29 protein-coding genes are annotated in these 25,812 nt (G+C 69.1%); 19 read left to right on the plus strand and 10 right to left on the minus strand.

What is annotated here, in order from left to right; all coding sequences use genetic code 11:
* Positions 1–2: 2 nt before the first annotated feature.
* The 4 genes from O2L52_RS02165 (at position 3) to O2L52_RS02180 (ending at position 2,290) form a co-directional block, all read left to right on the plus strand.
* Positions 3–740: a phosphotransferase gene (locus O2L52_RS02165; protein WP_270113654.1), complete on the plus strand. Its 738-nt coding sequence runs from the start codon at positions 3–5 to the stop codon at positions 738–740.
* A 104-nt stretch (positions 741–844) separates the two neighbouring features.
* Positions 845–1,213, plus strand: a complete 369-nt coding sequence (locus O2L52_RS02170; RefSeq protein ID WP_270113655.1) for an ArsR/SmtB family transcription factor — start codon at positions 845–847, stop codon at positions 1,211–1,213.
* Positions 1,210–1,698 (plus strand): SRPBCC family protein, encoded by a 489-nt coding sequence (locus tag O2L52_RS02175; RefSeq protein WP_270113656.1) that lies wholly within the window; start codon positions 1,210–1,212, stop codon positions 1,696–1,698. Before O2L52_RS02170 ends, O2L52_RS02175 begins: the two co-directional genes overlap by 4 nt.
* Before the next feature lie 4 nt (positions 1,699–1,702).
* On the plus strand, positions 1,703–2,290 hold the full coding sequence (locus O2L52_RS02180) for a TIGR03086 family metal-binding protein (RefSeq protein ID WP_270113657.1): 588 nt from the start codon (positions 1,703–1,705) through the stop codon (positions 2,288–2,290).
* Positions 2,291–2,438: 148 nt separating this feature from the next.
* On the opposite strand, the gene O2L52_RS02185 is transcribed toward O2L52_RS02180, so the two are convergent.
* Complete coding sequence (locus tag O2L52_RS02185; RefSeq protein ID WP_270113658.1) at positions 2,439–3,197, minus strand: glycoside hydrolase family 12 protein; 759 nt, start codon at positions 3,195–3,197, stop codon at positions 2,439–2,441.
* A gap of 471 nt (positions 3,198–3,668) precedes the next feature.
* Between O2L52_RS02185 and O2L52_RS02190 the strand changes: the two genes are divergently transcribed.
* Positions 3,669–4,880 (plus strand): chymotrypsin family serine protease, encoded by a 1,212-nt coding sequence (locus tag O2L52_RS02190; RefSeq protein ID WP_270113659.1) that lies wholly within the window; start codon positions 3,669–3,671, stop codon positions 4,878–4,880.
* Positions 4,881–5,411: 531 nt separating this feature from the next.
* Here the strand turns inward: O2L52_RS02190 and O2L52_RS02195 are convergent.
* Positions 5,412–6,137, minus strand: coding sequence for a TetR/AcrR family transcriptional regulator (locus O2L52_RS02195; protein WP_270113660.1), 726 nt, complete (start codon positions 6,135–6,137; stop codon positions 5,412–5,414).
* 96 nt (positions 6,138–6,233) lie between these two features.
* Between O2L52_RS02195 and O2L52_RS02200 the strand changes: the two genes are divergently transcribed.
* Complete coding sequence (locus O2L52_RS02200) at positions 6,234–7,784, plus strand: FAD-dependent monooxygenase (protein WP_270113661.1); 1,551 nt, start codon at positions 6,234–6,236, stop codon at positions 7,782–7,784.
* A gap of 793 nt (positions 7,785–8,577) precedes the next feature.
* The gene (gene chrA / locus O2L52_RS02205; RefSeq protein WP_270113662.1) at positions 8,578–9,975 is read left to right on the plus strand and encodes a chromate efflux transporter; all 1,398 of its coding nucleotides are present in this window, start codon (positions 8,578–8,580) and stop codon (positions 9,973–9,975) included.
* Between the two features lie 65 nt (positions 9,976–10,040).
* Here chrA and O2L52_RS02210 read toward each other — a convergent pair whose 3' ends face one another.
* Both O2L52_RS02210 and O2L52_RS02215 read right to left on the minus strand, forming a co-directional pair.
* Entirely contained in the window at positions 10,041–10,283 is a 243-nt protein-coding gene (locus O2L52_RS02210; protein ID WP_270113663.1) for a DUF397 domain-containing protein, read from the minus strand.
* Positions 10,267–11,103 (minus strand): Scr1 family TA system antitoxin-like transcriptional regulator, encoded by an 837-nt coding sequence (locus tag O2L52_RS02215; protein ID WP_270113664.1) that lies wholly within the window; start codon positions 11,101–11,103, stop codon positions 10,267–10,269. The genes O2L52_RS02210 and O2L52_RS02215 overlap by 17 nt, the downstream gene beginning before the upstream one ends.
* Before the next feature lie 335 nt (positions 11,104–11,438).
* Here O2L52_RS02215 and O2L52_RS02220 point away from each other — a divergent pair, with 335 nt between their 5' ends.
* From O2L52_RS02220 to O2L52_RS02230, 3 genes are all read left to right on the plus strand, one after another.
* Positions 11,439–11,759 carry a hypothetical protein gene (locus tag O2L52_RS02220; RefSeq protein ID WP_270113665.1) on the plus strand — a complete coding sequence of 107 codons (321 nt, stop codon included), beginning with the start codon at positions 11,439–11,441 and terminating at the stop codon, positions 11,757–11,759.
* Positions 11,756–12,046, plus strand: coding sequence for a hypothetical protein (locus O2L52_RS02225; protein ID WP_270113666.1), 291 nt, complete (start codon positions 11,756–11,758; stop codon positions 12,044–12,046). Before O2L52_RS02220 ends, O2L52_RS02225 begins: the two co-directional genes overlap by 4 nt.
* 383 nt (positions 12,047–12,429) lie before the next feature.
* Complete coding sequence (locus O2L52_RS02230; protein ID WP_270113667.1) at positions 12,430–12,981, plus strand: hypothetical protein; 552 nt, start codon at positions 12,430–12,432, stop codon at positions 12,979–12,981.
* A 206-nt stretch (positions 12,982–13,187) separates the two neighbouring features.
* On the opposite strand, the gene O2L52_RS02235 is transcribed toward O2L52_RS02230, so the two are convergent.
* Entirely contained in the window at positions 13,188–13,607 is a 420-nt protein-coding gene (locus tag O2L52_RS02235; RefSeq protein WP_270113668.1) for a PRC-barrel domain-containing protein, read from the minus strand.
* Positions 13,608–13,692: 85 nt separating this feature from the next.
* The gene (locus tag O2L52_RS02240; RefSeq protein WP_270113669.1) at positions 13,693–14,310 is read right to left on the minus strand and encodes a hypothetical protein; all 618 of its coding nucleotides are present in this window, start codon (positions 14,308–14,310) and stop codon (positions 13,693–13,695) included.
* 189 nt (positions 14,311–14,499) lie between these two features.
* Between O2L52_RS02240 and O2L52_RS02245 the strand changes: the two genes are divergently transcribed.
* The 3 genes from O2L52_RS02245 to O2L52_RS02255 all read left to right on the plus strand — a co-directional run bounded on the left by O2L52_RS02245 (position 14,500) and on the right by O2L52_RS02255 (position 17,201).
* A complete protein-coding gene (locus O2L52_RS02245; protein WP_270113670.1) occupies positions 14,500–15,246 on the plus strand; it encodes a TetR/AcrR family transcriptional regulator in 747 nt (248 codons plus the stop codon).
* Positions 15,243–16,295 (plus strand): NADP-dependent oxidoreductase, encoded by a 1,053-nt coding sequence (locus O2L52_RS02250; RefSeq protein WP_270113671.1) that lies wholly within the window; start codon positions 15,243–15,245, stop codon positions 16,293–16,295. The genes O2L52_RS02245 and O2L52_RS02250 overlap by 4 nt, the downstream gene beginning before the upstream one ends.
* 138 nt (positions 16,296–16,433) lie before the next feature.
* A complete protein-coding gene (locus O2L52_RS02255; protein WP_270113672.1) occupies positions 16,434–17,201 on the plus strand; it encodes a TIGR02569 family protein in 768 nt (255 codons plus the stop codon).
* Between the two features lie 52 nt (positions 17,202–17,253).
* On the opposite strand, the gene O2L52_RS02260 is transcribed toward O2L52_RS02255, so the two are convergent.
* Both O2L52_RS02260 and O2L52_RS02265 read right to left on the minus strand, forming a co-directional pair.
* Positions 17,254–18,165 carry an alpha/beta fold hydrolase gene (locus tag O2L52_RS02260; RefSeq protein WP_270113673.1) on the minus strand — a complete coding sequence of 304 codons (912 nt, stop codon included), beginning with the start codon at positions 18,163–18,165 and terminating at the stop codon, positions 17,254–17,256.
* Positions 18,166–18,367: 202 nt separating this feature from the next.
* A complete protein-coding gene (locus O2L52_RS02265) occupies positions 18,368–20,299 on the minus strand; it encodes an AfsR/SARP family transcriptional regulator (RefSeq protein ID WP_344474101.1) in 1,932 nt (643 codons plus the stop codon).
* Between the two features lie 94 nt (positions 20,300–20,393).
* Here O2L52_RS02265 and O2L52_RS02270 point away from each other — a divergent pair, with 94 nt between their 5' ends.
* Positions 20,394–21,272: an alpha/beta fold hydrolase gene (locus O2L52_RS02270; protein WP_270113674.1), complete on the plus strand. Its 879-nt coding sequence runs from the start codon at positions 20,394–20,396 to the stop codon at positions 21,270–21,272.
* A 44-nt stretch (positions 21,273–21,316) separates the two neighbouring features.
* Here the strand turns inward: O2L52_RS02270 and O2L52_RS02275 are convergent, their stop codons facing one another.
* Positions 21,317–21,463 carry a hypothetical protein gene (locus tag O2L52_RS02275; RefSeq protein WP_270113675.1) on the minus strand — a complete coding sequence of 49 codons (147 nt, stop codon included), beginning with the start codon at positions 21,461–21,463 and terminating at the stop codon, positions 21,317–21,319.
* Positions 21,464–21,777: 314 nt separating this feature from the next.
* Positions 21,778–22,398: a pyridoxamine 5'-phosphate oxidase family protein gene (locus O2L52_RS02280; protein WP_270113676.1), complete on the minus strand. Its 621-nt coding sequence runs from the start codon at positions 22,396–22,398 to the stop codon at positions 21,778–21,780.
* Positions 22,399–22,592: 194 nt separating this feature from the next.
* Between O2L52_RS02280 and O2L52_RS02285 the strand changes: the two genes are divergently transcribed.
* From O2L52_RS02285 to O2L52_RS02305, 5 genes are all read left to right on the plus strand, one after another.
* A complete protein-coding gene (locus O2L52_RS02285; RefSeq protein ID WP_270113677.1) occupies positions 22,593–23,459 on the plus strand; it encodes a DnaJ C-terminal domain-containing protein in 867 nt (288 codons plus the stop codon).
* A 172-nt stretch (positions 23,460–23,631) separates the two neighbouring features.
* Positions 23,632–24,246, plus strand: a complete 615-nt coding sequence (locus tag O2L52_RS02290; protein ID WP_270113678.1) for a LysE/ArgO family amino acid transporter — start codon at positions 23,632–23,634, stop codon at positions 24,244–24,246.
* Positions 24,247–24,288: 42 nt separating this feature from the next.
* Positions 24,289–24,861, plus strand: a complete 573-nt coding sequence (locus tag O2L52_RS02295; protein ID WP_270113679.1) for a fructosamine kinase family protein — start codon at positions 24,289–24,291, stop codon at positions 24,859–24,861.
* Positions 24,858–25,175, plus strand: a complete 318-nt coding sequence (locus O2L52_RS02300; protein WP_270113680.1) for a fructosamine kinase family protein — start codon at positions 24,858–24,860, stop codon at positions 25,173–25,175. Before O2L52_RS02295 ends, O2L52_RS02300 begins: the two co-directional genes overlap by 4 nt.
* Before the next feature lie 312 nt (positions 25,176–25,487).
* Positions 25,488–25,784 carry a hypothetical protein gene (locus O2L52_RS02305; RefSeq protein WP_270113681.1) on the plus strand — a complete coding sequence of 99 codons (297 nt, stop codon included), beginning with the start codon at positions 25,488–25,490 and terminating at the stop codon, positions 25,782–25,784.
* Positions 25,785–25,812: the final 28 nt, after the last annotated feature.

A 25,812-nucleotide genomic window follows, 5' to 3' on the forward strand; every position in this document is an offset into this window, starting at 1 on the left:
CCTTGCCCGAATCCTCACCGGACGCCGTGCCGCTCGAGGGCGGGCGCATGGCCGCCGGGGTCGTCCGCGTCGGCGACACGGTGCACCGCCCGCTCTCCGGCTCCTCCGACTTCATGGCCGCGCTGCTCGGGCTGCTCGAACGGCAGGGCTTCGAAGGCGCGCCGAGGCACCTCGGCAGGACCGGCGGCGCGGACGTCCTCTCGTTCCTCCCCGGCGAGGTCCCGGCCCGGTTCGGGGTCTGGTCGGACACCCAGGTCCAGGCCGCGGCGGCGCTGCTGCGCCAGATGCACGACGCGACCCGCGGGAGCGACTTGGCCGGACGGTGCGACGTGGTGTGCCACCACGACCCCGGCCCGAACAACGCGGTCTTCCAGGGCGGTGTCCCGGTCGCGTTCATCGACTTCGCCGAGGCCGCCCCCGGCGGCCGGCTCGAGGACGTGGCCTACCTGGCCTGGACCTGGTCCGTCGCTTCGAAGCAGGTCCTCTCCCTTGCGCGCCAAGCGGACCAGGTGCGCATCATCGCCGATGCGTACGGCCTGGAGGTCGCGGAGCGGCAGGTGCTGGTCGACTGCATCCTCGAACGACAGGCCCGCAATGTGCGCTTCTGGGCCGAGTTCAAGGCAGGGCCGGCGACCGCCCCGACCACGCCGGAGCAGTTGGCCGACCGCATCGAGTGGAGCCGCCGCGAGCACGCCTTCGTCGCCGCGCACCGCGAGGTCTTCGACCGCGCGCTGGCCTGAACCTCCGCGCATCCCTCCAGGTCAGCAACGTATTCAACCAATCAGTTGACAACAACGGCGCCGAGGTCTATCGTTGTATTCAACCAACTAGTTGAGGACGAATCGTGGGTGACAGTACGCAGCTGCTCGACCGGGCCTTCGCGGCACTCGCCGATCCGACCCGGCGCGACCTCGTCGCCCGGCTCTCCGTCTCCGACGCCACGGTGGGCGAGCTGGCCGAGCCGTACGAAATGAGCTTCCAGGCCGTCTCCAAGCACGTCAAAGTGCTCGAAGAGGCCGGCCTGGTGACCCGCAGCAGAGACGCCCAGCGCCGACCCGTCCACCTGAACAGGGAGGCCTTCGACCTGATGACGCAGTGGATCGAGCGATACCGCCGCGAGGCGGAGGAACGCTACCGCCGGCTCGACGCCCTCCTGGCCCGCACGGCCCAGGACGACGAGGACCGGCGAACCGAAAAGGAGCAGGCATCATGACCAAGCAAGCCGAGATCGTCGCGGACCCCATGGTCCCCACGATCGAGATCACCAGGGAATTCGACGCGACGCCCGAGCGCGTGTTCCACGCTCACGTCGACCCGGAGCTCTACGCCGAGTGGATCGGGCCCCGCGCGTCGAACACGAAGATCACCCGCTGGGACGTCCGCACGGGCGGCGAGTGGGCCTTCACCGGCGAAGGGCCGGACGGGGGCGGGACCTACGCCTTCTTCGGCAGCTACCACGAGGTCCGCGAGAACGAGCGGATCGTCTGGACCTTCACCTACGAGGGCGAGCCCGACAAGGTCTTCCTCGAGACGCTGACCTTCGAACCGCTCGAGGGCGGCCGCACCCGCCTGCGGGTGCTGAGCGTGACCGGGGACTTCGAGACCCGCGACGGCATGCTCGCCAGCGGCATGGACGTCGGCGTCAACGAGGGCTACGAGAAGCTCGACGAAATGCTCGCCGCACAGGAAGAGGCGTAGAACCGTGCCGCACAACGAAACGCACGAGCCGCCCGCCGACCCCTCCGGGCGGCACGCCTACGACGCCGCCTACTTCACCGCGCTCGTCGAGGCGGCCAGTGCCGACGACTGGTCCCGCCCGAGCCCCGTCCCGGCCTGGACGGCCTTGGACGTGGTGAAGCACCTGATCGAATGGCCGCGCGACTTCCTCAAAGGAGCCGGCATCGAACTGGAGCCCTTGGACGTCGACGCCGACCCGGCCGCCGCCTGGAAGCGCCACGTCGCCGAGGTGCAGGCCATCCTCGACGAGCCCGCCGGACGGGTCCTCAGCAACCCGAACACCGGCGACAAGCCCGTGGACGAGGCGATCGACCAGTTCTACACGGCCGACATCTGGGCGCACTCCTGGGACCTCGCCAAGGCGCTCGGCCGCGAGCCCGAGTTGGGGGAGGAGCGCTGCCGCGCCGCGCTGGAGGGCATGCGGCCGATCGAGCAGCTCCTGCGCGACAGCGGCCAGTTCGGCCCTGCCGTGCCCGTTGCCGACGACGCGTCCTCGCAGGACAAGCTGGCCGCGTTCATCGGCCGCGACCCGGCGTGGCGTCCCGAGAGCTGACCGGAACGAGCGGGCCGGGAACGACAAGTCCCGGAACGAGCGGTCTAGATACGAGACGGGCCGAAACGAGACGGGCCGAAACGAGAAGGCGCCGAGGGCCGGGGACCATTGCGGTCCCCGGCCCTCACTCGTGTTGCGCGGCTTGCGGTCAGATGCCCGAGCCGCCGCCTGAGGTGTTGGTCCACCAGGCGTGGTACTCGTTCAGCGAGTACCGCTTCGACTCGTTGCTGGTCGAGGTGATCTCGAGGCCGAACTGCATCGTGCTGAAGTCGGTGTTGCGCAGGAGACCCTGGTCTGCGGCCCACTTCCAGGTCGCGAGGGCGTCGACATGGCCCTCGTTGCTCTGCTGGGCGGGGATGAACTGCAGGACGTTCCAGCCCGGGTCGGCCTGCCAGACCGCCGAGTAGAGGATGCCGCCAACGGTCACGTTGGACGCGATCTGGGTGCCCCAGCCGCCGGCGGGCGAGCCGTCCGTCTCCCAGCTGGTGAAGATCATGATCTCGTCGACGTTGCCGGTGGACCAGAGGTCCGCCGTCCAGTTCCACCAGTCGCCGCTGCCGGCGGGGGCCGACGACGTGTTGTACGTGAACCCCGCGTTCGCCATCTGCGACAAGGGCGTCTGGGGGCTGACCGAGGTGTTCGGGTAGGACTTGATGCCGCCGCCGTTGTGGTTGGCGTCGACGTACCACGAGGTGGCGCTGTTGACGGTCAGACACTGGGTGCCGAAGTTCTCGCCCCAGATGTTGTTGTAGACCGTCCAGTCGCTCTGTTGGTACGAGCCCCACCGGTCGCACGAGTGGTAGGCCTGGGCCTGCGCCGGAGACGCGAAGCTCACGAACCCGGCGATCACGAGGACCGCCAGGACGAGCCGGCCGAGGGCGGCCGACCTGCGTTTGACAAGGGTCATCTGATGTTTCCCTTCCTGCGCTGCCGGTGCGCAGATCGTGTCGGAACGGGCCAGGAGTATTTCCTGGTTCATATACGGACATCTTGCTATGGCTCATGTATGCATGTCAATGTTTGAACAGATAAATAAACAAATAAAGATCTGATCAATACACCTGCGAGGCATGGGAAGGCCCGAGTGCGTGGGCAAGAGGGGGCGGCTGACCGGATCAGGGCGCTGAACCGCCGCTAGACCAGAACGCCTTGTGTCGCTTAACCGACCATTGTCGACACAGGTTGAACCGTAAATGTACCCGCCACCTCGGAAAACGTCCACCTGATGCTGGTCTGATCCGACCGTATCGTCCTACAAGGGACCCACCGGACCTGTGCGTGTTGGTAGCGTGACTTCTTGTCAGGCCACCACACCTGGCATCGGGCCCGAATCTCCCAATCCCCATCTTCTCGATGAAGTGCAGATCGGATTTTCCCCATGAAGAACCCCATCACGAGGCGCGTGCTCATCGCGCTCGTGGCGCCCATCGTGCTGCTGGCCCCGCCGGCCGCCGCCACCGCCCAAGAGAAGGACCCCGAACCCACCGACGGCTACCAGAGCCCCGAGGAAAGCCTCAAGGACGAACTCAGCAACACCGCCAAGACCCACGGCTGGAGCTTCGAAGAAGCTGAAGCCCAGTACCGGGTCACCGAGGCCATCGGTGAGATCGCCGCCAAGATCGCCCCCGAGCGCCTGGAGGTGTTCGTCGGCACCGCCCTCTCCGAGAAGCCCGGCGGCGCCCCGACCCTCTACATCAAGGGTGAGGCCGACGCCTTCGTGCACGAGGTCGTCAAGGAGAGCGGCCTCGACGTGAACATCGCCGACAACCAGCCCTACTCCTTCCTCGAACTCCAGGAACGCAACACGCGACTCAACGGCGCGCTCACCGAGGCCGGATTCCGCAACCTCTCCAGCGGCTTCGACATCACCGCCGAAGGCACGATCACCGTCGAAGTGGGCGCCACCCGTGGGCTGCCCTCGGACCCCGAGGAGATCCTCAAGAAGCTCCCCGAGGAGTTCCAGGAGGGCGTCCAGCTCACCGTCTCCGACAAGCTCGGCAACACCGCCGAGCACGGCTACGGCGGCCTCGCCGCTTACGTCGGCGGCACCTTCAACTGCACCACCGGCTGGACCGTCGTCAGCCCCAGCGGCACCACCGGCGTGAGTACCGCAGGCCACTGCACCGGCATCAACCAGGCCTGGCAGCCCGGCCACGGGTTCATCTCCCTCACCTGGCAGCAGCAGCACCGCGGCTACTGGGGCGACATGGAATGGCACACCACGCCCGGCCATGTCGACGAGGCCGAGTTCTACGCCCACCCCAACACCCGGCGTGACACCCTTTCGGTCGAGCCCTGGTGGGGCTTCACCGTCGGCGAGTCGATCTGCATGTTCGGCCGCTCGACCAACAGCCGCGAGTGCGGCCTCGACGTCCAGAACCCCTGGTGGTCCTGCACACTCGACGGCTTCCTCACGGAGAGCCTGGTCCGCATGGACGGCGACGTCACCATCGGCGGCGACTCCGGCGGCGGCTGGTCCTGGAACAACCGCGCCTACGGCTCGCACGTGGGCGACTGCTCCTGGCAGAACGTGTTCTCCAGAGTGGACGATATGAACGAGGCGATCGGCGTGAGTGTCCTCACCCAGTAGCCCCAGATCGGGTCGGATCGAGACGAAACGGAACGATCGAACCGAACTGAACCGAGCCGCGGCCCTGCGACCCCGCAGGGCCGCGGCCTTTCGTCCCGCTCGCTGCTCGGGCTCGCAGCGCACGCTTCGGTCCCGCTCGCTGGCCGCGCTCGCGGCGCGCGCTTCAGGGTCCGCATCGCCCACTGCCCGGGCTCGCAGCGCACGCATCGGGGGCCTGCCGTCCCGCGGACTGCCAGGTCTCGCGGCGTGCCTCGCCCACTGCCCGGGGTCGCGGTGTGCGCTTCGGGGGTCCGCCCCGCTCGCTGCTGGGGCTCGCGGCGCTGACCTCGGGGCCCGCCTCGCCCACTTCTCGAGCTCGCGGCGCGCCCGTCTGCTCACTGCCCCGAGCTCGCGGCGCGCCCGCCCGCTGACCGCCCCGCCTGCTCACCGCCCCGACTCGCGGTGCGCCCGCCTGCTCACCGCCCCGACTCGCGGTGCGCCCGCCTGCTTACCGCCCCGACTCGGGACGCTCGCTTCGTGGGCCCACTCCACCTACTGCCCGGGCTGCCGCCGTCCATCTATGCCGAGCAGGCCGCTGATGTCGGCGAGGCAGGCCTCGAACACGGGCTCGGTGTCGCTGTACGCGAACGAGAGCTGGTCGAGGGCCTCCATGACCAGCAGCCCGTACAGCCGCGTCCAGCAGGTCAAGAACACCTGCACCGCTTCAGGAGGCAGCGTTGTCCGCTTCCGCTGGGTGTACGCCAGCACCTGGGACCGGAGCGCGGGATCGAGCCCGTCAAGATCCGGCACCGGGAACGGCCGCTCGGCCCAGAGCCGCTCGATCTCGCGCAGGAAGACCTGGTCGAACTCCTCGCCCGCCTGCTGCCGCTCGGAATCGGCGCGGCGGTTCGCCTCGGGGATCGGCGCCGCGAACAGGAGCCGGAACTCGACGGTCTGGCTTGTCGCCCAAGTACGCAGGCCCCTCGACATCGCCAGCAGCCGTTCGCCCGGCGAGTCCGGCTCGGCCGCGTCGCGAGCCCGCTCGATCGCCTCGGTCACCTCCTTGAACAGGTCGGCGATGACGGCGCCGATCAGCGCTTCATGGCTGCCGTAGTAGCGGTAGATCGCCGGCCCGCTCAACCCCATGCGCCGCGCGATAGCACTGACGCTCATCGCCTCCGGACCGGACTCGACGAGCAGCTGCCGGGCCGTCTGCCGGATCTCCGCCTGCGTCGCCTCGCGCTGGCGTTGCCGCCGGTCGATGGCCGTCTGCTCCACTGCTGCCTCCCGCTGTTGACCGTCCAAGGATAGACCATGTAAATTCAGTTACAGTCTCTAACAAGAGTGAGAGGCAGTAACTCGAGGAGTTTTTCCATGGTCAATGCATTTGTTCCTGCAGCTCGCGGCAAGGCGGTCGTCGTCGGAGCCGGAATCGGGGGGTTGGCCGCAGCCGTCGCGCTGCGGCGCACCGGCTGGCAGGTCGAGGTCTACGAGCGCGCCGCGGAGCTCGGCGAAGTGGGCGCGGCGGTCAGCATCGCGCCGAACGCCGTCAAAGCGCTCCGCGAACTCGGCCTCGAACCCGACCTGCTCGCGGCGGCCTGCGCCCTCGACGGCCTCGAATCCCGCACCCGGGGCGGCAGGCGCATCACCGGTGTGGAATCCGCCCTGCTCAAGGACCGGTACAGCGCCGGCCTCTACAACGTGCACCGCGCCGCGCTCTATAAGATCCTGCGAGATGCATTGGGCGACACAGCGATTCACACCGGCCACGCCGCTACGGGAGTTGTCGAGGGGGTCGCCTCGGGCGAGGCCGGCGACTTTGCGGTCCACACCGGCCACACCGCAACAGGAGTTACCGAGGGGGTCGGTCCGCGCGAGGCCGACGGCTGCGCGATTCACACCGGTCACGCCACAACGGAACTCACCGCGGGCGTCGCCTCCGGCGAGACTGGCGACTCCGCGATTCACACCGGCCACGCCGCAACAGGTATCACCGGGGGAGTCGCCTCGGGCGAGACCGGCGCTTCCGCAATCCACACCGATCGCGCCGCCACGGGAGCCGCTGCGGGCGTCGCCTCAAGCGAAACCGGCGAAACCAGCGGCGCCGCAACTCGCACCCGACACACCGCTTCAGGGGCCGCCGCGAACGGGACCGGCGCCTCGGTCGTCTTCGACGGACCGAACGGCCAGGTCACGGTCGACGCCGACCTGGTCGTGGTCGCCGACGGCGTCCGCAGCAAGCTGCGCGCCCAGCTCTTCCCGCACTACCCCGGACCGGCATACGCCGGGTACACCGTCTGGCGCGGCCTGGTTCCCGCTGAGGCGGCCGACCGGATCGGCGTCCCGACGCGCCTCTCGGAGACCTGGGGGAGGGGCTCCCGGTTCGGCAGCGCCCCGATCGGCGACGGCCGCGCCTACTGGTACGCCTTCGAGAACGCCGAACCCGGTGCGGCCCATGAACACCGCGTCGCGGACCTCGTCTCGAGGTTCGCCGACTGGCACCACCCGGTCCCGGCCCTGATCGCGGCCACGCCCACCGAGGCGCTGCTCCGCAACGACGTCTACTACCTGGCCGAACCGCTCGAATCGTTCACGGCCGGAATCGTGGCGCTGCTCGGCGACGCCGCGCACGCCGTCACCCCCGACATCGGCCAAGGCGCGTGCCTGGCGATCGAGGATGCGGTCGTGCTCGCCGCAGAGCTTTCAGCGGCCGAGGTGCCCGCAGCACTGCGCGCCTACGACGCGGCCCGCCGCCCCCGCGCGGCGGCGCTCGCCCGCGAATCAGGCCGGATCGGTCGCATGCTCATGAATCCGAGCCGGATCGCCAGCGGCATCCGGGACGCGTCCGCCTCGGTCGTGCCGCCCTCGATCGCCATGAAGACGATCGCCGACATCTACGACTGGAACCCGCCCCGACTGACCTGAACGCCCGAATTGCGGGCCTTTCCCGTCGGGCCGCGCCGCTGCGGCCCGATATTTTCCTAAATTCCTATGGGAATTTGGGATTTATTGTGCCCCAACCGATCAGGAGCAAAGTAACCTGCAAACAGCCGCCGAATGCGGGCTCTCAGGCTTGGTGCATCCGCGGTTTCATGTGACGATGTCTCGGTGAACGGCATCAGGGCGTCGGGTGCAGGCGAGCAGGTGAGCAGGCGAGCGGGTGCTCCCGCCCAACCGGATGCCGAGTGCCGACTCACCCGCGAGACGATCCCGCGCCGCTCCGACACCGCAGACCCGGTGCACCGGCACCTCACCGCGACCGTCCACGAGACCGTCCGAGAGACCGTTCACGAGGCGTACACGCCCGGTCGCCCACGAGGCCGACCTGGACGACCAGCGCTTCGACGTGCCCGAAACCCACGGCACCGACAACGCCATGCGCCCACGCTCCATCGCCTTCGACCCATGGTTTGCGACCTTCGGCTTGCGACCCACGGGCTGCGACCCATGGTTTGCGACCCGCGACCCGCGACCCGCGACCCGCGACCCGCGGCGACGAGCAGACCATCGGCCAGGCCAAGCCGCTGTTCGACGGCCTCTACGAGTACTACCGCCGCCTACCGCCGCCCCATCCTCCTCGGCCGCGAACCCGCCTGAACCTCCAACGCCCCCAACGCCTAACGCGCCCAATGCCACCAACGCCTCCAACGCCTCCAACGCCTAACGCGCCCAATGCCACCAACGCTCCCAACGCTCCAATACGTAGAAGGAATGAGCAGTGAGCCAATCGCCCGACTCCTCGACTGCCGAGATCCACAGCGCCCGCAGTGACGTGGTGCCCTTCCGCACCGCCCTGAAAGCCTGGTTCATCATCTCGCTCCAGACATTCGGCGGCCCCGCCGGACAGATCGCGGTCATGCAGCGCACGCTCGTCGACGAACGCCGCTGGATCGGACAGCAGCGCTTCCTCCACGCCCTCAACTACTGCATGCTCCTGCCCGGACCCGAAGCCCAGCAGCTCGCGATCTACGTCGGCTGGCTGCTCAACGGCGTCAGAGGCGGCCTCGCCGCCGGCATCCTGTTCGTCATCCCCGGCATGGTCGCCCTGCTCGTGCTCTCGATCGTCTACGTCGCCTTCGGCGACACCACGGTCGTGACCGCCCTGTTCGCCGGACTCGCCCCGGCCGTCGTCGCCATCGTCGCCCAAGCGGTCCACCGGGTAGGCAAACGCGCCCTCTCGCACCCGCTCCTCATCGGCCTCGCCGTCGCGGCCTTCATCGCGCTGGCGCTGTTCGGGATCGCCTTCCCGATCGTCATCGCCATCGCGGCGCTCGCCGGTTGGGCCATCGGGCATTGGAGGCCCGGCATCCTGAAGAACGGCGGCCACGGCAAGGCCGACGACGGCCCCGCCCCACTCATCGCCGACGACGCCCTCCACCACGAGCCCCCGAGCGCGAAACGCGCCTTCCGCATCATCACGATCGGCCTGATCCTCTGGGCCGCACCAGTTCTCGCCGTGATCCTGCTGACCGGCACCGACTCGGTCTTCACCGCCCAGGGACTCTTCTTCTCCGGCACTGCGGTGGTCACCTTCGGCGGCGCCTATGCGGTGCTCGCCTACGTCGCCCAACGGGCCGTTGAGCATTACGCCTGGCTCTCGGCGGGCGACATGGTCAAGGGCCTCGCGCTCGCCGAGACCACTCCCGGACCGCTGATCATGGTGGTCCAGTTCGTGGCCTTCCTCGGCGCCTACAACAACCCCGGCGACATGAACCCTTGGGCCGCAGGTGTTCTCGGCGCACTGCTCACCACCTGGGTGACCTTCGTGCCCTGCTTCCTGTTCATCTTCCTCGGCGCGCCCTACATCGAACGACTGCGGAACAACCAACGGCTCTCGGCCGCCCTCACCGGGATCACCGCTGCGGTCGTCGGCGTCATCGCCAACCTTGCTCTTTACTTTGCGGTGAACACCCTCTTCGCTGAGAGCCGGGCGGTGGACGCCGGGCCGTTCCATTTCACTCTGCCGGAGCTCGCCTCGATTCGGCCTGTGGCCTTGGCCATCACCGTGATCGCCCTGGTGCTGGTGTTCGCCCTGCGATGGTCGGTCCTGCGGGTTCTCGGAGTCTGCGCCGCGCTCGGGCTGGTCGCCGGACTGTCAGGACTGCCCGTCGCCTAAGCCAGCCGGCGAACAGCAAGGGAGGGGTGCCGCGCAGCGGTACCCCTCCCTTGTCGGTTTTGTTGTCAGCCCGTGGCGCTCATCAGGGCGCCGAAGTCCTTGGGGGACAGGTCGAACACCGGGGAGTCGCTGTCGAGCTTCGAGTCCCGCAGGTGGAAGCCAGCGTCTTCGGTGCAGAAGGCGACCTCGACACAGTCGGTGTTATTGCCCCCGCCACTGAGGCTGCTCTTCCGCCAAGCCCGGCGAACCTCGACGCAGCTGGAGTCGTTGCCGCCACCGCTGCGGGTGCTCTTACGCCAAACGGTCACGCCTGTCGTCATCGTGGTAGACCTCGATCCGGATCGCCATTTTCCACAGTTTCTTGCGGAGGTCATCGTAACTCGGGATGCGGGAGGGATCATCGATGCACCAGCTCGAGTCGACGCTCTCCGTGTAGACGAACGGCGGGCAAGCGAGGTCGTTGTCACCCGGCTCGTAGATCTCGAAGTTGCTTCTTTTGGCGAGCACCGGGCCACGCAGAATGCGGATCGATACCCCGGGTCTCTTGGCCCAATTGCGTAGGTGGGCCATCTGGCCCTGATAAAGCTCTTCGGAGACCTGCCGGAGCTGGAGCAATGCCGATTCGCCGATCAGGAACTGGATGGTCGGCCTGTCGACGCGCTCCTTCAGAGCGCGCTGCCTCGTCTCCTTGAACTTCCAGCCGTTGTCGAGCCACGCGGATGTTGCAAACGGTTCGGCAAGTCGAACCACGTCGTAGTGGTACCCGTGGAGTTGCAGGGGTCCAGGGATGACCAACGCGTCGAACTTAAAGATGAAGCCGCTGTACTGCTCAGCCAGGGAAATGAACAGTGCGTTGAATCTTGTATCGGCCTGAATCGGCTCGCCCCTCTTCCGGGCGGCCGCAACCATCCGCATGTACCCGGCGCTCTCGTCGTCCATGCCGCAGGCCTTGCCGTACAGGTCTGCGAGGGCGACGGGGATGTCGGCTCGGCCGAGCTCCCAGGCTCGAACGGTGTCTTCTGATCGCGGGATTGCGTCGCCGACTTCCTTCTGTGTCCTATGCGATCTGATCCGATGAGTCCTGCCCATGGTCTTCAGGAACCACCACGCGGAATCCTCGATCACCATACCTGCCCCCAGGTTTGTGCCTGCTGTTGATTTGAGTCATCCACTATCGCACAGCCATGCTGCTTTGGAAGGCCCGGAGTGTCGTTGGGGGAGTAGCCAACCCTGAATTTTTCGGCCTATTTTCTCCTGGTCCGAGTTCTCGGCGTTCGACTCGCAGTGGACAAGTCTCTTCTTGTGACCTGCGGAAACATCGCCTAAATTCATGAGTGCCGGGAGATGGTCGAACCGCTCTCGGTGCGGTGGGGGAGCCCGGGGCCATTGCCTCACAAAGTTCCGATGTGGTCCCCGGGCTTGCATCTGTCGGATACCCGACGGTCTGAAAGGGAGAAGTGCCGATGACTATTCCGAACCAACCCGGAATGCCGGATGACGTGTTGCTTGAACGAGGTGCGTTCAGCGATGACTACCGCACCTATCGGGTCCGCGCATCAAGCGCTGATGCGCCCGACTCGTTCCAGGTGCTGACGGGGAAGGGCGACGACATCGTGCTGATCGTGTCGGGCCTGAACTCCGGCGAGCTGAAAGCGACGTGGGGCCCGTTCTGGCGGTCCTTCAAACCCAACTGGAAGATCTGGGTGGAGGAGTCGGCGTTCCGCGTCTTCTACAGCCAGCGCCAGCCGATCAGCTCGGCCCCGGTCTCGTGGGTGTTTCTGTGAAGGCTGAGACGACACTCGATGCACCCGACGACGGAGGCTGGCTCGGCGACTTCCACAGGGGCCCAGCGGTGTTCAGCGTCTTCCGGGAGATGTCGGATCGGCACCCGCTGATCCCGGACGAGTACCGGATCACCTGCAATGACGGGGCGGGTCCGCGCGTGATCTGCCGGTTCGTGGATGAACCGGAGATGGTCCCGGAGTGGTTCGGCGCCTGGAGGAACGACGAGTGGTGCGAGTGGATCCTCAACCGGGCGCTCGCCCTCGTGGCCAGCCCCGAGAACACCTGACCTTCCTCTGAACTTCCTCTGACTTTCCTCCCGGTGTCCTTGGCGCGGTAGCCCCCAGGGTCGCAGCCGAGGACACGCGAAGGGCCGGTCGATCTTGATGGGGGATCGGCCGGCCCGTTTCGACGTGGGAGTTTCAGTGAGCTTTCTCTGCAAGGTGATCGGTGCGCTGAGTGAGTTTCATGCGATCCGGTTGCGGCTCAGGTGGATCGGGAATGAGCTAAACGTCGAGACAGACCTGACCGTCGACGCGACGCCCTCGCCTGACCCGAGCCGCCGTCCACCCCGATCCGCACGGCGGCCGGGACGCCCACGACCTGTTCGCCCGTCACCGCTGAGACCGATTGCGGGGATGTCGCGATACCTGTCTTTGCTAACCTGCCGATATGTCAAAGGCCCTGAACGAAGATGCCGTTCCAGAAGGCGACGAACGGCCGAACTCCGAACAAGGTGAGAAGCAGCGCAGGAGGGAAGAGGCCCGGCAGCGCGAACGCGAACAGCGCAGGCCGCTCGTTCGGGCGGCCGCAGTCTGCGGCTCCGTGGCCGTCGCAGGACTCGCGGTCGCGGCCGGTCTGGGTCTGATGGAGTTCGGCGAAGCGGCGCTATGGATCACCGGGCCCGCCGGAATCGCGGTCTTGGCCTTCGTGGCGATCCTCGTCGTGATCGAGCGTATGAAGGCGCGCGTGGAGGACCGGATGGGCGTCGCCGGCTGGATTGGACTGAGTCTCGCGGTCCTGGCCGGAATCTCGCTGATCGCCGCATACGTCTCGTCCCTCGGTTCGGGCGATATGGTGCCTGTTGCCGTGGCAGCCGCCATCTTCAGTTCCGTGTTCGCCTTCGGGGCTCTCGGTTCCGAGTTCCTCAAGGATGTCGAGGGTGGTAATGACGTCAACACCGTCGTCCAATCGATGAACGACATCTCGAATAATCACAACTGAGGATGCTTGCCATGGTTCGCATCGGGGTTGCCGCAGGCCTTACTTAGGTAGCCCCAGGGTCGCAGTCGAGGACACACCAAGGGCCGGTCGATCTTGATGGGGGATCGGCCGGCCCGTCTCGATGCGGGGGTGTTTCAGGATGCCTGGATGTCAGCGGTTCTCAAAGCTCGAAGCTCGGAGCGAGCTCCCCACCGCCTCCACTACCGCTAGAAGTGCGGGTAACCCGGGTACCGGTATCCGGCTCCCCAGTAGGGCAGGTAGCCGTAGTGGACGTACACGCCCTCGTAGTAGGGGCGGTCCGGTTCGGGCGTGAGTTCGGGGTCGTAGACGGGGCCTGCGGCGACCTCTTCGCGGCCGCGGTCGATGTACACGTGGTCGTCGTCGATGCGCGTGACCGCGTCGACCGGAACGAGCACCTGCTTCTTCCCGATGCCGAGGAAGCCGCCGGAGCCGACTTCGAGGAATCGGACCTTGCGTTCGGGTTCGTCGATGAGGAGGGCGTCGACCGAGCCGGTCTCGTCGCCGTGCTTGTCGATCACCTTGCGGCCGCGTACGTCCTCGGCTTCGTTGGCGACGGTCAGTTCGCTGTCGCCGAGCCGGGTGAGGGTGGTCGGGATGTCGTTCATCGCGTCCCTTCCTTTCTTCCGTCTTGGTCGCCTTTGGATACCCGGGTGCGCCGAGTCTGAATCGGCGCGCTGGTGGGACGGGTCGTCAACTGCCCGCTTTCACGATGCCCGGGGCCAGAGCGGGTTCTCGGTTCCGCCTGGTGGCCACCTGGGCGGTCCACGCCACGAGCACGGTGCCGGCGATGAGCGAGCCGAGGATGTCCATCGCCAGGTCGGCGATCGTGTCGCCGTAGCCGACGCCCACCCGAACGTTCAGGACCACCAGGAAGAACCATTCGAAGAACTCCCAGACCACGCCGAGGGTGAGTCCGATCATCGCGGTGAGCAGGACCGTCGTGGTGCGGCGGTCGTCGCTTATCGGGGGCAGGAGCCTGGTACCGGCGATCATCAAATACGTGGCGGCCGCGATGGCTCCGGTCGCCAGGCAGTGCATCACCCAGTCGGTCCAGGCGAACCGCTGGTACCAGTAGGCGGTCGTGGCGAGGGTGGCGAGCGGCAGGAGTATGCAGACCGCCAGGTCGAAGGGGCTGGGGATGCGCGCGATCCGGGGGAGTATCAGGAGGGCGAACACCAGCGCGAAGAGACCGGCGACGGCGATGCTGCCGGTGATCGCGGCGGCGATGGTGCCGATGAGAACGATCAGACGGGCGAGGTCTGCGAGGAGGCCCGCGATCTTCAGGGCGGTGCTGGAGTTCTTTTTCACGGGCTTCGTTTACCCGGAGGGCGCGGATCGCAATCGAATGCGTGATCGATCGGTGCGCGAGGCGGTGTCGACAAAGGTCGCGGTCCGAGCCGACGAGCACCGGTTTCGCGGGAGGACTGGCGATGCTCTAGCTCGTGATACAGTTCTGTATCCAGATACGAAACTGTATCTGAACTCGAAGGAGGCCCGGTGGCGAAGCGGTTGAGCCGTGAGGAGAGCCGCGCGCAGACCAAGGAACGTCTGCTCGACGCGGCCGAGGAGCTGTTCGTCTCGCGCGGGGTGAACGGCACCTCCGTTGAGCAGATCGCCGAACTCGCGGGATTCAGCCGCGGCGCGTTCTACAGCAACTTCGATGGCAGGCACGAACTAGTGCTGGCGCTCCTGGAGCGCCGCACTGAGCGCGAACTCCGCGAGGTCGCGGCGCTCGGCGAGAACGCCGCGTCGTTCGCCGAGGTCATCGAAAGCCTGCGCGAGTTCAACCGGCGCCGCGCCGAGCACCTCGAGCAGTGGTACGCGCTGCGCATCGAGCTGCTCCTCTACGCCCTGCGCAACCCTGAGGCGCGCCCCCTGCTCGCCCGGCGCGAGTACCTCGCGCGTCGCGCCATGGCCGGGGGCATCGCCGAGATCCTGTCCCGGTACGGGGTCGCGCCGCCGGCCGACCCGGCCTTCCTCGGCCTGATCGTCCACGCCCTCGAAGACGGCCTGCTCATCCAGCGCCTCATCGCCCCCGAGGGCATTGACCCTGAAAGTGCTGCGCCCCAAGGCGTCTCGCATGAAGGCGCTACCGAGGGCGACGCCACCCCCGGCCCTGCCTCCACAGGCAACGCCACCTCAGGCCGCACCGCCGAAGGCATCGGCGACGAAGTCGTGGTCGACGCCTTCGAACTGCTCATCGACACCTGGACCGCCACCGCGAAGAAGACGGAGAAGTCATGACCGACCCCGACCAGCAGGTCAACCGGCAGTGGATCTTGACCGCCAGACCCGAGGGCCTGGTAGACGAGACCTGCTTCGAACTGCGCACCTCGCCCGTGCCCGAACCCGGGCCGGGCGAAGCGCTCGTCCGAGTCGTGTGGCTCGCCGCCGAACCCACGCAGCGCGGCTGGCTCAACGACGGGCCCAACTACATGAACCCGGTCGGCCTCGGCGAAGTCATGCGCTCGGGCGGCGTCGGCCAGGTCGTCGCGTCGAACCATGCCCAACTGGCCGTGGGGGACTGGGTGGCCGGCATGGTCGGCTGGCAGGACTACGTGATCGCGGAGGCGGGAGGCCTGTTCGGCCTCAACCGCGTCCCGGACGGCATCGATCCCAAGGCCATGCTCGGCATCTTCGGCTCGACCGGGCTCACCGCGTACTTCGGGATGGTCGACATCGGGCAGGCCAAGGAAGGCGACACCGTGTTCGTCTCGGGCGCCGCCGGAGCGACCGGATCGATTGCGGGCCAGATCGCCCGGCTCCTCGGGTGCCGCGTGATCGGCTCGGCGGGCGGGCCGGAGAAGTGCAAGTGGGCCGTCGAGACCGCCGGGTTCGACGCGTGCGTCGACTACCGCTCCGAAGACGTCGAGTCCCGGCTGCGCGAGCTCGCCCCGGACGGTCTCGACGTCGTGTTCGACGGTGTGGGCGGCGCAGTCCTGGACGCCGCGCTGGCGAACCTGGCCGAACGCGCCCGGGTGGTCGTGGTCGGCGGCATCTCCTCGGGCTACGGCCCGGGCGAACCGCCGCCGGGGCCGCGGAACTACCTGCAACTGGGCATCAAGCGCGCCCGCATGGAGGGGTTCATCTTCCTCGACTACCTCGAGCGGTTCCCCGAGGCGTTCGGCCGGCTCGGGCAGTGGCTCGGCAGCGGCGGACTCGTCTACGCCGAGGACATCAGCGAAGGCCTCGAGCAGGCCCCCGCGGTGCTCCGCGGCCTCTTCGAAGGCCGCAACCTCGGCAAGCAGCTCATCCGCATCGCCGACCCCGAGACCCTCGCAGAGAGCCGCTGATCGTCGCTTCATGGGACCGCTCGGCGGCTGACCTGCTGCCGATGCGCCTCCCGTCTGCCGTGAAGCGCCGGAATGCGATTGACGACCCGGCGGGGCCGTGGCAGGGTTCGGCGGATGCGAACGGTTCCGCCTCAGAGCGTGCTCGAAGCCTTTGCCGTCACCGGTGAACCGCGCCTGCTCGCAGGCGGGCAGGGCGAGACCTGGCAGGTCGGTGCCGTGGTGCTGAAGCCGGTGGGCCTGGAGGCCGAGTCCCGTTGGCGGGCTTCGGTTCTCGACGCGCTCCCGGATACCGAACGAGTGCGGATCGCCCGGCCGGTGCGCGCGGCCTCCGGCGACTGGCTGCACGAGGGCTGGGAGGCCGCGTACCACGTCGCCGGCCGCACGGACGCGAAGCGCTGGGACGCGGCGATTGAGGCCGGTGCGGCGTTCCATGAACTGCTCGCTGCAGTGCCCCGCCCGGACTTCCTCGACGACCGGGACAACTGGTGGAGCCGCGCCGACCGGGCCTCGTGGAACCTGGGGACGGTCGCGGAGGCTCCGGTCCTGCGGCGGCTGATGGAGGCCCGGGAGCCGGTGTCGATGGTGGAGCAGATGGTCCAAGGCGACCTGCTCGGCAACGTCCTCTACGAGCCGGGCCTGCCGCCGGCGATCATCGACTGGTCGCCCTACTGGCGTCCGACCTCATGGGCCGCGGCGGTGGCGGTGGTCGACGCAATGTGCTGGAACGGCGCCGGCGACGATCTGGTCGACCGCTGGGGCCACCTCGCGCAATGGTCGCAGACGCTGTTGCGCGCCTTGCTGTTCCGCATGATCACCGACCTCGAGGTGGCGAAGTCGCGAGGCGAGGAGTGGCAGCCGCACCCGGCCTACGACCCCGTCGTGGGGCTCGTCCTCGAGCGCCGCTGAGCGACCACTGAACCAGGAGGACCAATGCGACGTGGCGAAGTGGGCTCGACTACTAGGGGTGCACACGGGTGAGGAAGTCGCGGACCAGCGCCGCGACCTCGTCCAGGTTGGTCTCCAGTGCCCAGTGCCCGCCGTCGAGGAGGTGCAGTTCCGCTCCCGGGAGGTCGCGCAGGTACGCGCGGGCGGACACCTCGGGCATGTAGCCGTCCTGGGGCCCCCAGGCGATCAGCGTCGGCGGCTGGTATTCGCGCAGGTAGGCCTGGTAGCGCGGGAACCATTCGAGGTTCTCGCGCAGCCCTTCCATGAGGCCGGTCATGATCTCCCGGCGCTCGGAAGTGCGCAGTTGCGCCCAGGCCAGGGTCCAGAGGTCCGGCGGGATCAGCTCGGCGAGGTCCTCGCGCACGTCGTTCAGGAACTCCTCCCGGAAGCCCTCCTTGCTCACCGCCGCCTCGAGCGCGGCGCGGCCCTCCGGTGTGGGATTCGCCCAGTATTCCTGCAGGCCTTTGTATTTGGGGCCGAGCTCGTCTTCGTAGATGTCGCCGTTCTGGATGATGAGCGCGGCGATCCGCCGCGGCTCGGCGATGGCGTGGCGCAGCCCGATCTGGGACCCGTAGTCGTGCAGGTAGAGCGCGTACCGGTCGAGGCCGAGCCGGTCGGTGAACCGCCGCAGGAACTCGGCGTAGCCGTCGAAGGTGCAGGAGAACTGGTCGGGCTTCGGGGTGCCGCTGTGGCCGAAGCCGGGGAAGTCGGGTGCGATCGTGCGCCACTGGTCGGCGAGGGCGGGCATGAGGTTCCGGAACTGGTACGAGGAGCACGGATAGCCGTGCGGCAGCAGCACGACCGGCCCGAACGCCGGTCCGGCCTCCCGATAGAAGATCTCGATGCCGTCGAGATCGAGGCGGTGGTGCCGGACGCTCCGGTCCGGAGCCGAGGGGCCGGTTTGCGCGGCCCGTGCGGTGTCCATGTCCGTCTCCGATCGTCCGGTTTGCTGAAAAGGGCGCGGTCTCCGTGGCTTTCCGCCCTTGGCCGGTCCTAAACGCCGCAAACTGTCCGGCCGTGCGGCGGCGCATTGCGGCCGGCCCTCACGACCAAGGAGCGCCGCTCGCGCGGTGCGGCCTATGTCCGCGTCGAGGACCGCGCCGCCATTGCCGACCCGCGAAGGACGGTCAGCGGAGGGCGTCGAGCAGCTCTGAAACCGGTCCGATCATCAGCATGCCGCTTCCGGCTCCGGCCAGTTCGGCCGCCGCCGGGGTGAGCGCGGCAGCCGCCCTCTCTTTCATCGCTTTGTCGCCCAAGGCGATCGCTGCGTGTCCGGTGAGGGCCCACATCGCTTCCATGAGCAGGTCTCCCGGCGGCACCGGCGTTCGCCGCAACGCCGCCGCCGCCTCGTCCCGCAGTCCCGCCTCAATCAGCAGCAGCGGCCGCACCCAGGGTTCGTAAGGGCCCCAATCAATGTCGTCCCCGAACTCCAGCGGCCTCCCGTGCCGCAACCGCAGCCCCAGCAGCGCGAGCGGCAGCAGACCCCGCTGCACCCCCGGCATGCCCGCACCGTCGAGCCGCACCGCCGCCGCCCGATAGGCGGCCTCGGCCGCCTCGAACGGGGCATCCCCGGCCGCGAGCCGCATGGCCCGATACCATTCGGTGAAGACTTCCGCACCAGGGCGCTCGTGGCGCTCGGCGAGGGCGTCCACCGCAGCGGCGTGCTCGTCCGCGCCGTCGAAGTCCGCCAAGGCGCTCAGTGCCTGGAGGCGGATCAGATGCCCGAGGATCGCGTACGCGGGCAGCCGATGCCGGGTTGCGAGTGCGACCAGTTCGGCCCCGATCCGGTCCCGTTCCGGGGCCAGCCCGGTGCGGTGGAAGGTCTGCATGAACACGCCGTTGAGCGCGAACGCCAGCAGCGCGGGGTCGCCCAGCTCCCGGGCCAGCCGCTCGGCTTCGCTCGCGGCCTCGGCCGGGCGCGGCCCCGGCACGCCCCGGGACTCGACCGCGATGACCGAGAGCAGGCGGGCCCGGTCGACCTCGTGCGCGTCGGACCCCAACCGCGCCAAGGCATGTTCGGCAGCGGCCACGATCCGGGCGGACCGGGCAGGGTCGTCCGAACGCGTCCAGATCGCGGGCACGTCGTACCCGCCGATCACCCGCGCCGCCAGCTCCGGGTCGTCCAACCGCTCGGCCGCCGCGACCGTCGCGGCCCGCTGCTCCTGCGCCGTCCCGAGCCCCGCACCGCCCGTCAGGGCGAGGCTCCGCAGCAGACCCACAGTGGACTCCAGTCGTGCCGGCGACTGCGGCCCCACCGTCTGGTCGTACGCCGCAGCCGTTGCGGCCCAGACCTGTTCGGCTCCTTCGCCACCGGGATCGGTTTGGCGCAGGAGGTCGGTCTCCAGCCGCCGCAGACGCACGTTCGGCTCCACACCGTGCCGCTCATCGAGCAGCGACCTGGCCCGCCGCAGCACCGCGAGCGCATCCGCCTGCCGCCCAGCGCGGTACAGCGCGAGCGCCAGCAGCCGCCAGGCCTCCTCGCGCCACGGGTGCTCGGCTACCAGCGCGTCCAGCTCCGGCACCGCCTCGCCCGGCCGCCCCAGCTCCAGCAGCACCCCGGCCCGCCGCTCGACCGCCGCCAACCGCAGCTGCTCGAGCCGGGCCCGCTCGGTCCCGGCCCAAGCCTCGTCGAAGTCCGCGTACGCCGGACCGCGCCAATCCCCAAGGGCCCCATCGAGCAGCGCGAGCGCCCGATGCGGCGGCGCATCGAGCGCCTCCGCGACGGCCGCCTCGAACCGCCAGGCGTCCACGGCCTCAGGCTCCGCCCGCAACGCGTACCCCGGCCCCTCGGTCACCAGCAGTCGCGCCGGCGTACGCGGGCGCCGGTCCGGCTCCAGCGCGCGCCGCAGCGCCGCCACGAACGTCCGCACCGCGCCCACCGCACCCGCGGGCGGCTCGCTCCAGAGGTCGTCCACGAGCCGGTCCACCGGCACCACCCGGCCGTGCGCGGCCACCAGCCGCGCCAGCACCGCCCGGTGCCGAGGACCCCGCAGATCCAGCTCGGACCCGGCCTCGTCCCAGGCCAGGACCGGGCCGAGAACACCGATTCGCACGAGCAAGGGCACCTCCGTCCGCCGCCAAACTATCGCGCTCATCGAACGCTCATCGGCGACTCGCAGACTCGGGAGACCCACCGAACCAGAAGGAGCGACCATGAGCCTTTCCATACCGGGCTTCGCACACCACCGCATCCCCGTCGACCAAGGCGTCTCCCTCGATGCGGCCGTAGGCGGCGAGGGCAGCCCCGTCGTCCTGCTCCACGGCTTCCCGCAGACCCACCTCATGTGGCGGCACGTCGCCGCCGACCTCGCGGCCGACCACACCGTCATCGTCCCGGACCTGCGCGGCTACGGTGCGAGCGACAAGCCCGCCGAGGACGGCCCCGACACGTACGCGAAGCGCACGATGGCCGCCGACATCGTGAACCTCGCCGAACGGCTCGGCCACCGGCGGTTCGCGCTGGCCGGGCACGACCGGGGCGCGCTCGTCGCGGTCCGCGCCGGGCTCGACCACCCCGAGGCGGTCTCGCACCTGGCGATCCTCGACGTGCTCCCGACCCTGGACATGTGGGAGGTCCTGCACGGCGCGAACGCGGCGGTCGCGTTCCACCTCTACCTGATGGCCCAGCCGCCCGGCCTGCCCGAGCGGATGATCGCCGCGAGCGCCGACGAGTTCTTCGGGTTCTTCCTCGACGCCTGGACCAAGGACCCCGAGGCGATCCCGGTCGCGGTGCGCGCGGCATACCTGCGGGCCTCCCGCGAGGCCGTGACCTCGATCGTGGCCGACTACCGCGCCTCGGCGGGCGTCGACATCGAGCACGACCGGGCCTCCCGCGCGAACGGCGACCTCCTGCGGATGCCGGTGACCGTGGTCCAGCAGGACTGGGGCGCGGCCCTCGGCTACGACGCCGCGGCCTTGTGGCGGGCCTGGGCGCCCGACCTCGACCACCGGCTCACCGACTCGGGCCACTTCATGGCCGAGGAGGACCCGGTTATGGTCGCCAAGACGCTGCGGGAGCTGTTGGCGCGCTAGCGAAAAGGCGTGCCCTCCGGTTCGGAGGGCACGCCTGCCTGCGATCAGGCGGTCGCGGGTTCGACCGCCCGCCGCCACAGGGTCGCCGAGAGCCAGACGACGGCCGCGGCGAGGACCACGAGCGCGAGCTGGAGCGCCATCTCGGGGACGAGCGCGCGCAGCCCGATCGGGAACGTGGCGGCGGCGTACAACGCGAGCGGAACCCGCGGCGCGCCGCTGCGCCAGAGCCCCGCCGCGCAGCGAACCCCGGCACTTCCAGTACCTCTTCGCCGCCGACCTCGACAGCTTCGGCCTCGACCAGTCCCTGCGCCTCGACCTCATCGCCTCGGTCCTCGACCTCGCGGCGGCCCGCCTCGAAGTCGGCAAGGACGAAGCGCTGGCCTGGCGGCTCCGCGTCCACGGCGCGATCTGGCTCGACACCGTGCAGCGCCTCGCGGGCCAGCCCGACCGGTTCGACACCGCCGCGGCGCTCAAAGGCGCCGCATAAGTCCTCGGGCCGCGGCTCCTACCAGAGGGTCTCCTTGTACGCCTGGTCGAGCCGCCGGTCGGTCTGCTCCGCGGTGCCGTCGACCGCGAGCTGGTCACGGAAGATCTGCCCGAGCGTCGGCAGTGAGGCGCGGTCCGGCCAGGCCTCTGGCTTCCACAGCTTGGACCGCATGAAGGCCTTGGCGCAGTGCATGTACGCGGTCTTCACGGAGACGACGAGGACGCTGATCGCCGGCTTCCCCTCCACCGCCATGCGTTCGCGCAGCTCCGCATCCACAGTGACCCGGGCGTCGCCGCTCACGCGCAGCGTCTCGTTCATGCCGGGGATCACGAACAGCAGGCCGACGGCCGGGTTCAGCACGACGTTCTCGAGGGTGTCGAGGCGGTTGTTGCCGGGGCGGTCGGGGATGGCGATGGTGCGGTCGTCGAGCACCTCGGCGAAGCCGGGCCGGTCGCCCTTCGGCGTCACGTCGGCGTTGCCCTCCAGGTCGGACGAGCCGATCAGCACGAACGGGCTCCGCGCGATGAAGGACCGGCAGTGCCCGTCGAGCCGCCCCAGCTCCTTGCGGACGGCGACGTCCGACGCGTCCGGCGTCTTGTAGACCGCGCGCAGTTCCTCGTGCGAACCGATGAAGTCCACGATCTCCTCCAAGCCGCGTGCAACGGCGACACTCGGCGAACTGCGCTCGACCTGCGCCATCCGACCGTCACGAAAATACTAGTCAGGCGAGCATATAGGAGGCGCCCGGAATCCGCAGGCCGCCCGCTTCCCCTCCCCGCGCGCTTCGAATACCGTTGGGGTCCTTGCCCCTCACCCCGCTCGAGAGGACGACCATGGAGGAAATCCACGTCACCGCCCGTGCCTTCGAGCTGAGCCTGGCCCTCGAGGCGATGGCATTCGGCGGCGAGCAGCCCCTCTCGTTCGACGCGCCGATCGACTGCGTCAACTGCGAGGGCTCCGGCCGCGACGAGGACGCGGTCTGCTCGTTCTGCGACGGGATCGGGATCATCACCGACCGCCGGCGCACCGCGATCACGATCCCCGGCGCCCTCGACGACGGCGAAGTGCTGGAGCTGCACGCCGAAGGGCTCGGGACCCTCACCGTCACCGTGCGGGAGCAGCCGCACCCGGTGTTCAAGCGGGCCGGCGAGCACCTGCGGACCTCGCTCGACGTGCCCGCGAAAGTGCTCGCCACCGGCGGCATCGTCAACGTCGAGACGCTCGACGACGACCGGGAGCTCGAGATCCCGGCCGGCAGCGGCGAGGGCACGGTCGTACGGCTGCGCGGCCACGGCTACCCGTCCAAAGAGGATCCGGAGCGGCGGGGCGACCTGCTCGTCAAGCTCAGCGAGACGCCGGCGACCACGCCGGTGGAGCGCGAGGAGCGGCGCTGGGGCGTGAGCCTGACGGCCGTCGGGATCGCGGTGGTCCTCTTCGGCATCGGCATCATGGTCACCGCGCTCGTGATCCGGTCGAACGCCACAGTCTGCGAACCGGGCGGGAACACCGTCTGCGCGATCGCCGCCGACGGTCCGGTGGCCGACGAGACCGACTTCGCCGAGGCGCGGCGCCGCGAGCAGAACGAGGACGCGGCGCTGGGCGTTGCGATCGGGATCGCCGTGATGATCGCCGGAGGCTGGCTCACCACGCGGGGCATCAACGAGATGGGCCGCGACCGAAACGAGCAGCGCCGCACCTGAGCGCGCCGAGGAGCGGCGGAAGGGGTCCTGTTCGCCCCGGTGCTCACGGCAGCGCGCCTTGCGCCCGCACCTGCATCGCATTGCGCCGCATACGGGTCACGGATCTCATTGCGCCGCAATGCACCGCATCGCGCCGGGACTCGGCCGTGCGACCGGCGGCTACCATGGCGCGGTGACCGCCGCGTTCTTCACCGGGCTCGCCCTCGGACTGGCCCTGATCGTGCCGATCGGCGCGCAGAACGTGTTCGTCTTCGGCCAGGGCGTCTCGCTCGGCATGCCGCGGGCGCTGTGGGCGGTCGTCGCCGCGGCCGTGTGCGACACGATCCTGATCGTCCTCGGCGCGGCCGGCACCTCGGCCCTGCTCGACTCCGTGCCCGGCCTGCGCCCGGCGATGCTCGCCGCCGGTGCGCTCTTCCTCACCTACCTCGGCGTGAAGTCCCTGCGCACCAAGCCGACCGAGTTCGACGACGAGACCGGCACCTGGTCGCGCGGCCAAGTGCTGCGCCGCACCGCGGCCGTCTCACTGCTCAACCCGCACGCCATCCTCGACACCGTGGGCGTGCTCGGCGCGGCCATCGCCGCCCAGGCCGCGGCCACGCGTCTGCCGTTCGCGGTCGGTGCGGTGTTCGCGTCCTGGACCTGGTTCCTGGTGCTCGCCACCGCCGCACACGCCTTGCGCCGCGTGATGACGAAGGAGCGCCGCGTCTGGTTCGACCGGATCTCCGGCCTGATCCTGCTCGTCTTCGCGGGCTGGCTCGCCGTCGAGTTCGTCCAGACCCTCGCCTGAGGGCCGATCGCCCCCGAGTCCGACACATGTTTGGATGAGAACATGGAACATGAAAGAATCCTTACAGAACGGCTCCGCGAGGCCGGGTACGTCGCCCGGACCGTCGAGCGGGCCGTCGGCGGCGCGGTCGCCGTCGCCGGTCTGGTCACGCTCGAAGACGGCACCCAACTCTTCGCCAAGACCCTCCTCGACCTCCATCCCGACCACGCCGTCGACGTGTTCGACGTCGAATCCGCCGGCCTCACCGCGCTCCGCGATATCGGCGGCGCGCACACCCCAGAGGTACTGCTCGCGACCCAGCGGCTGCTCGTACTCGAGAAGATGGAGCCGCGCCGCGACGACGCCGCGTTCTGGGAGCGGCTCGCCCACACCGTCGCCGCACTGCACGCCACCACCGGCGACCGGTTCGGCTGGCACCGCGACGGCTGGCTCGGTCGCCTCCGCCAGGACAACACCTGGGAGCAGGACGGGCACGTCTTCTTCGCCGAGCGGCGGGTCCTGCGCTGGCTCGCGGAGCCGCTGGTCGACGCGGCGTTCGACCGCGAGGAGCGCGAGGCCTCGAGCGGCTCTGCGCCGCCCTCCCGGAGCTCATCCCGCCGCAGCCGCCGTGCTTGAACCACGGCGACCTCTGGCAGGAGAACATCCTCGCCACCGCTGCGGGCGAGCCGGTGCTCATCGACCCGGCCGTGCACTACGGCTGGCCCGAGTCCGAGCTCAGCATGCTCTGGTGCGCGCTCCGCCCGCCGGTCTCGGAGCGGTTCTTCGCCGTGTACCGGGAGATCGCTGGCCTCGACGACGGCTGGGAGGAGCGGCTGGCGATCCTGCACCTCAGGGAGCTCCTCAGTGTGATCGCCCACGATGACGACCGCGACGGGGGCGCCGCGCACGGCGTCCGAGAGGTCGTCAAGCCGTTCCTGCGCCGCGGCTAGCAGGTGTCCTGCGAGGACACGGATCGCCGCCGCTGACGTGCATCTGGGCAAAAGATCCGATTATGGCATGTGAGTCCGCTCCATGCCTGAACGCCGCCGCCGCCTCAGCGGTACAATTGGGGAGAGCCGCAGTGCTGCCGTGAACTGGTGGAATGTCCGCGGGACGACACCGGGCACCTCATCGGAGGCACCGGCCGTTCCGAAGTGCCGAGGACGCAGGTGACGCTGCGGCCGGCGCAGCGCGGCTGAACGGCCTGTCATCAGTGTTTCCGCCGCTGGTGATCCGCGAACACGACACGATGGGACCTGCTTATGCTCGCACCGACACCGAACGTCATCCTCTGGTCCGGCCTCGCCGACATGGTTCCCAGCCGGGCGCGCGTGTTCCGCGACGCCTTCCGCCGCAACGGGTACACGCTCACCGGGTCACGCACCGCCATCTGCGACGTGATCGCCGCCCTGACCTCCACGGATGCCGGTTCGGTCACGGCCGCATCGGAGTCGACCGGGCAGGCCGTGACGTTCGATGCCGATGACGCCGAGCTGTTCGCGGCCGCGGTCGCGGACTTCGTCGCGAACGAGCGCGAGCAGCGGCACGCGTTCCGGTAGACCGGGACCTTCGCGAACGCTTCCGGCA

The sequence above is a fragment of the Glycomyces algeriensis genome (assembly GCF_027622855.1).
Lineage (GTDB): Bacteria > Actinomycetota > Actinomycetes > Mycobacteriales > Micromonosporaceae > Glycomyces > Glycomyces algeriensis.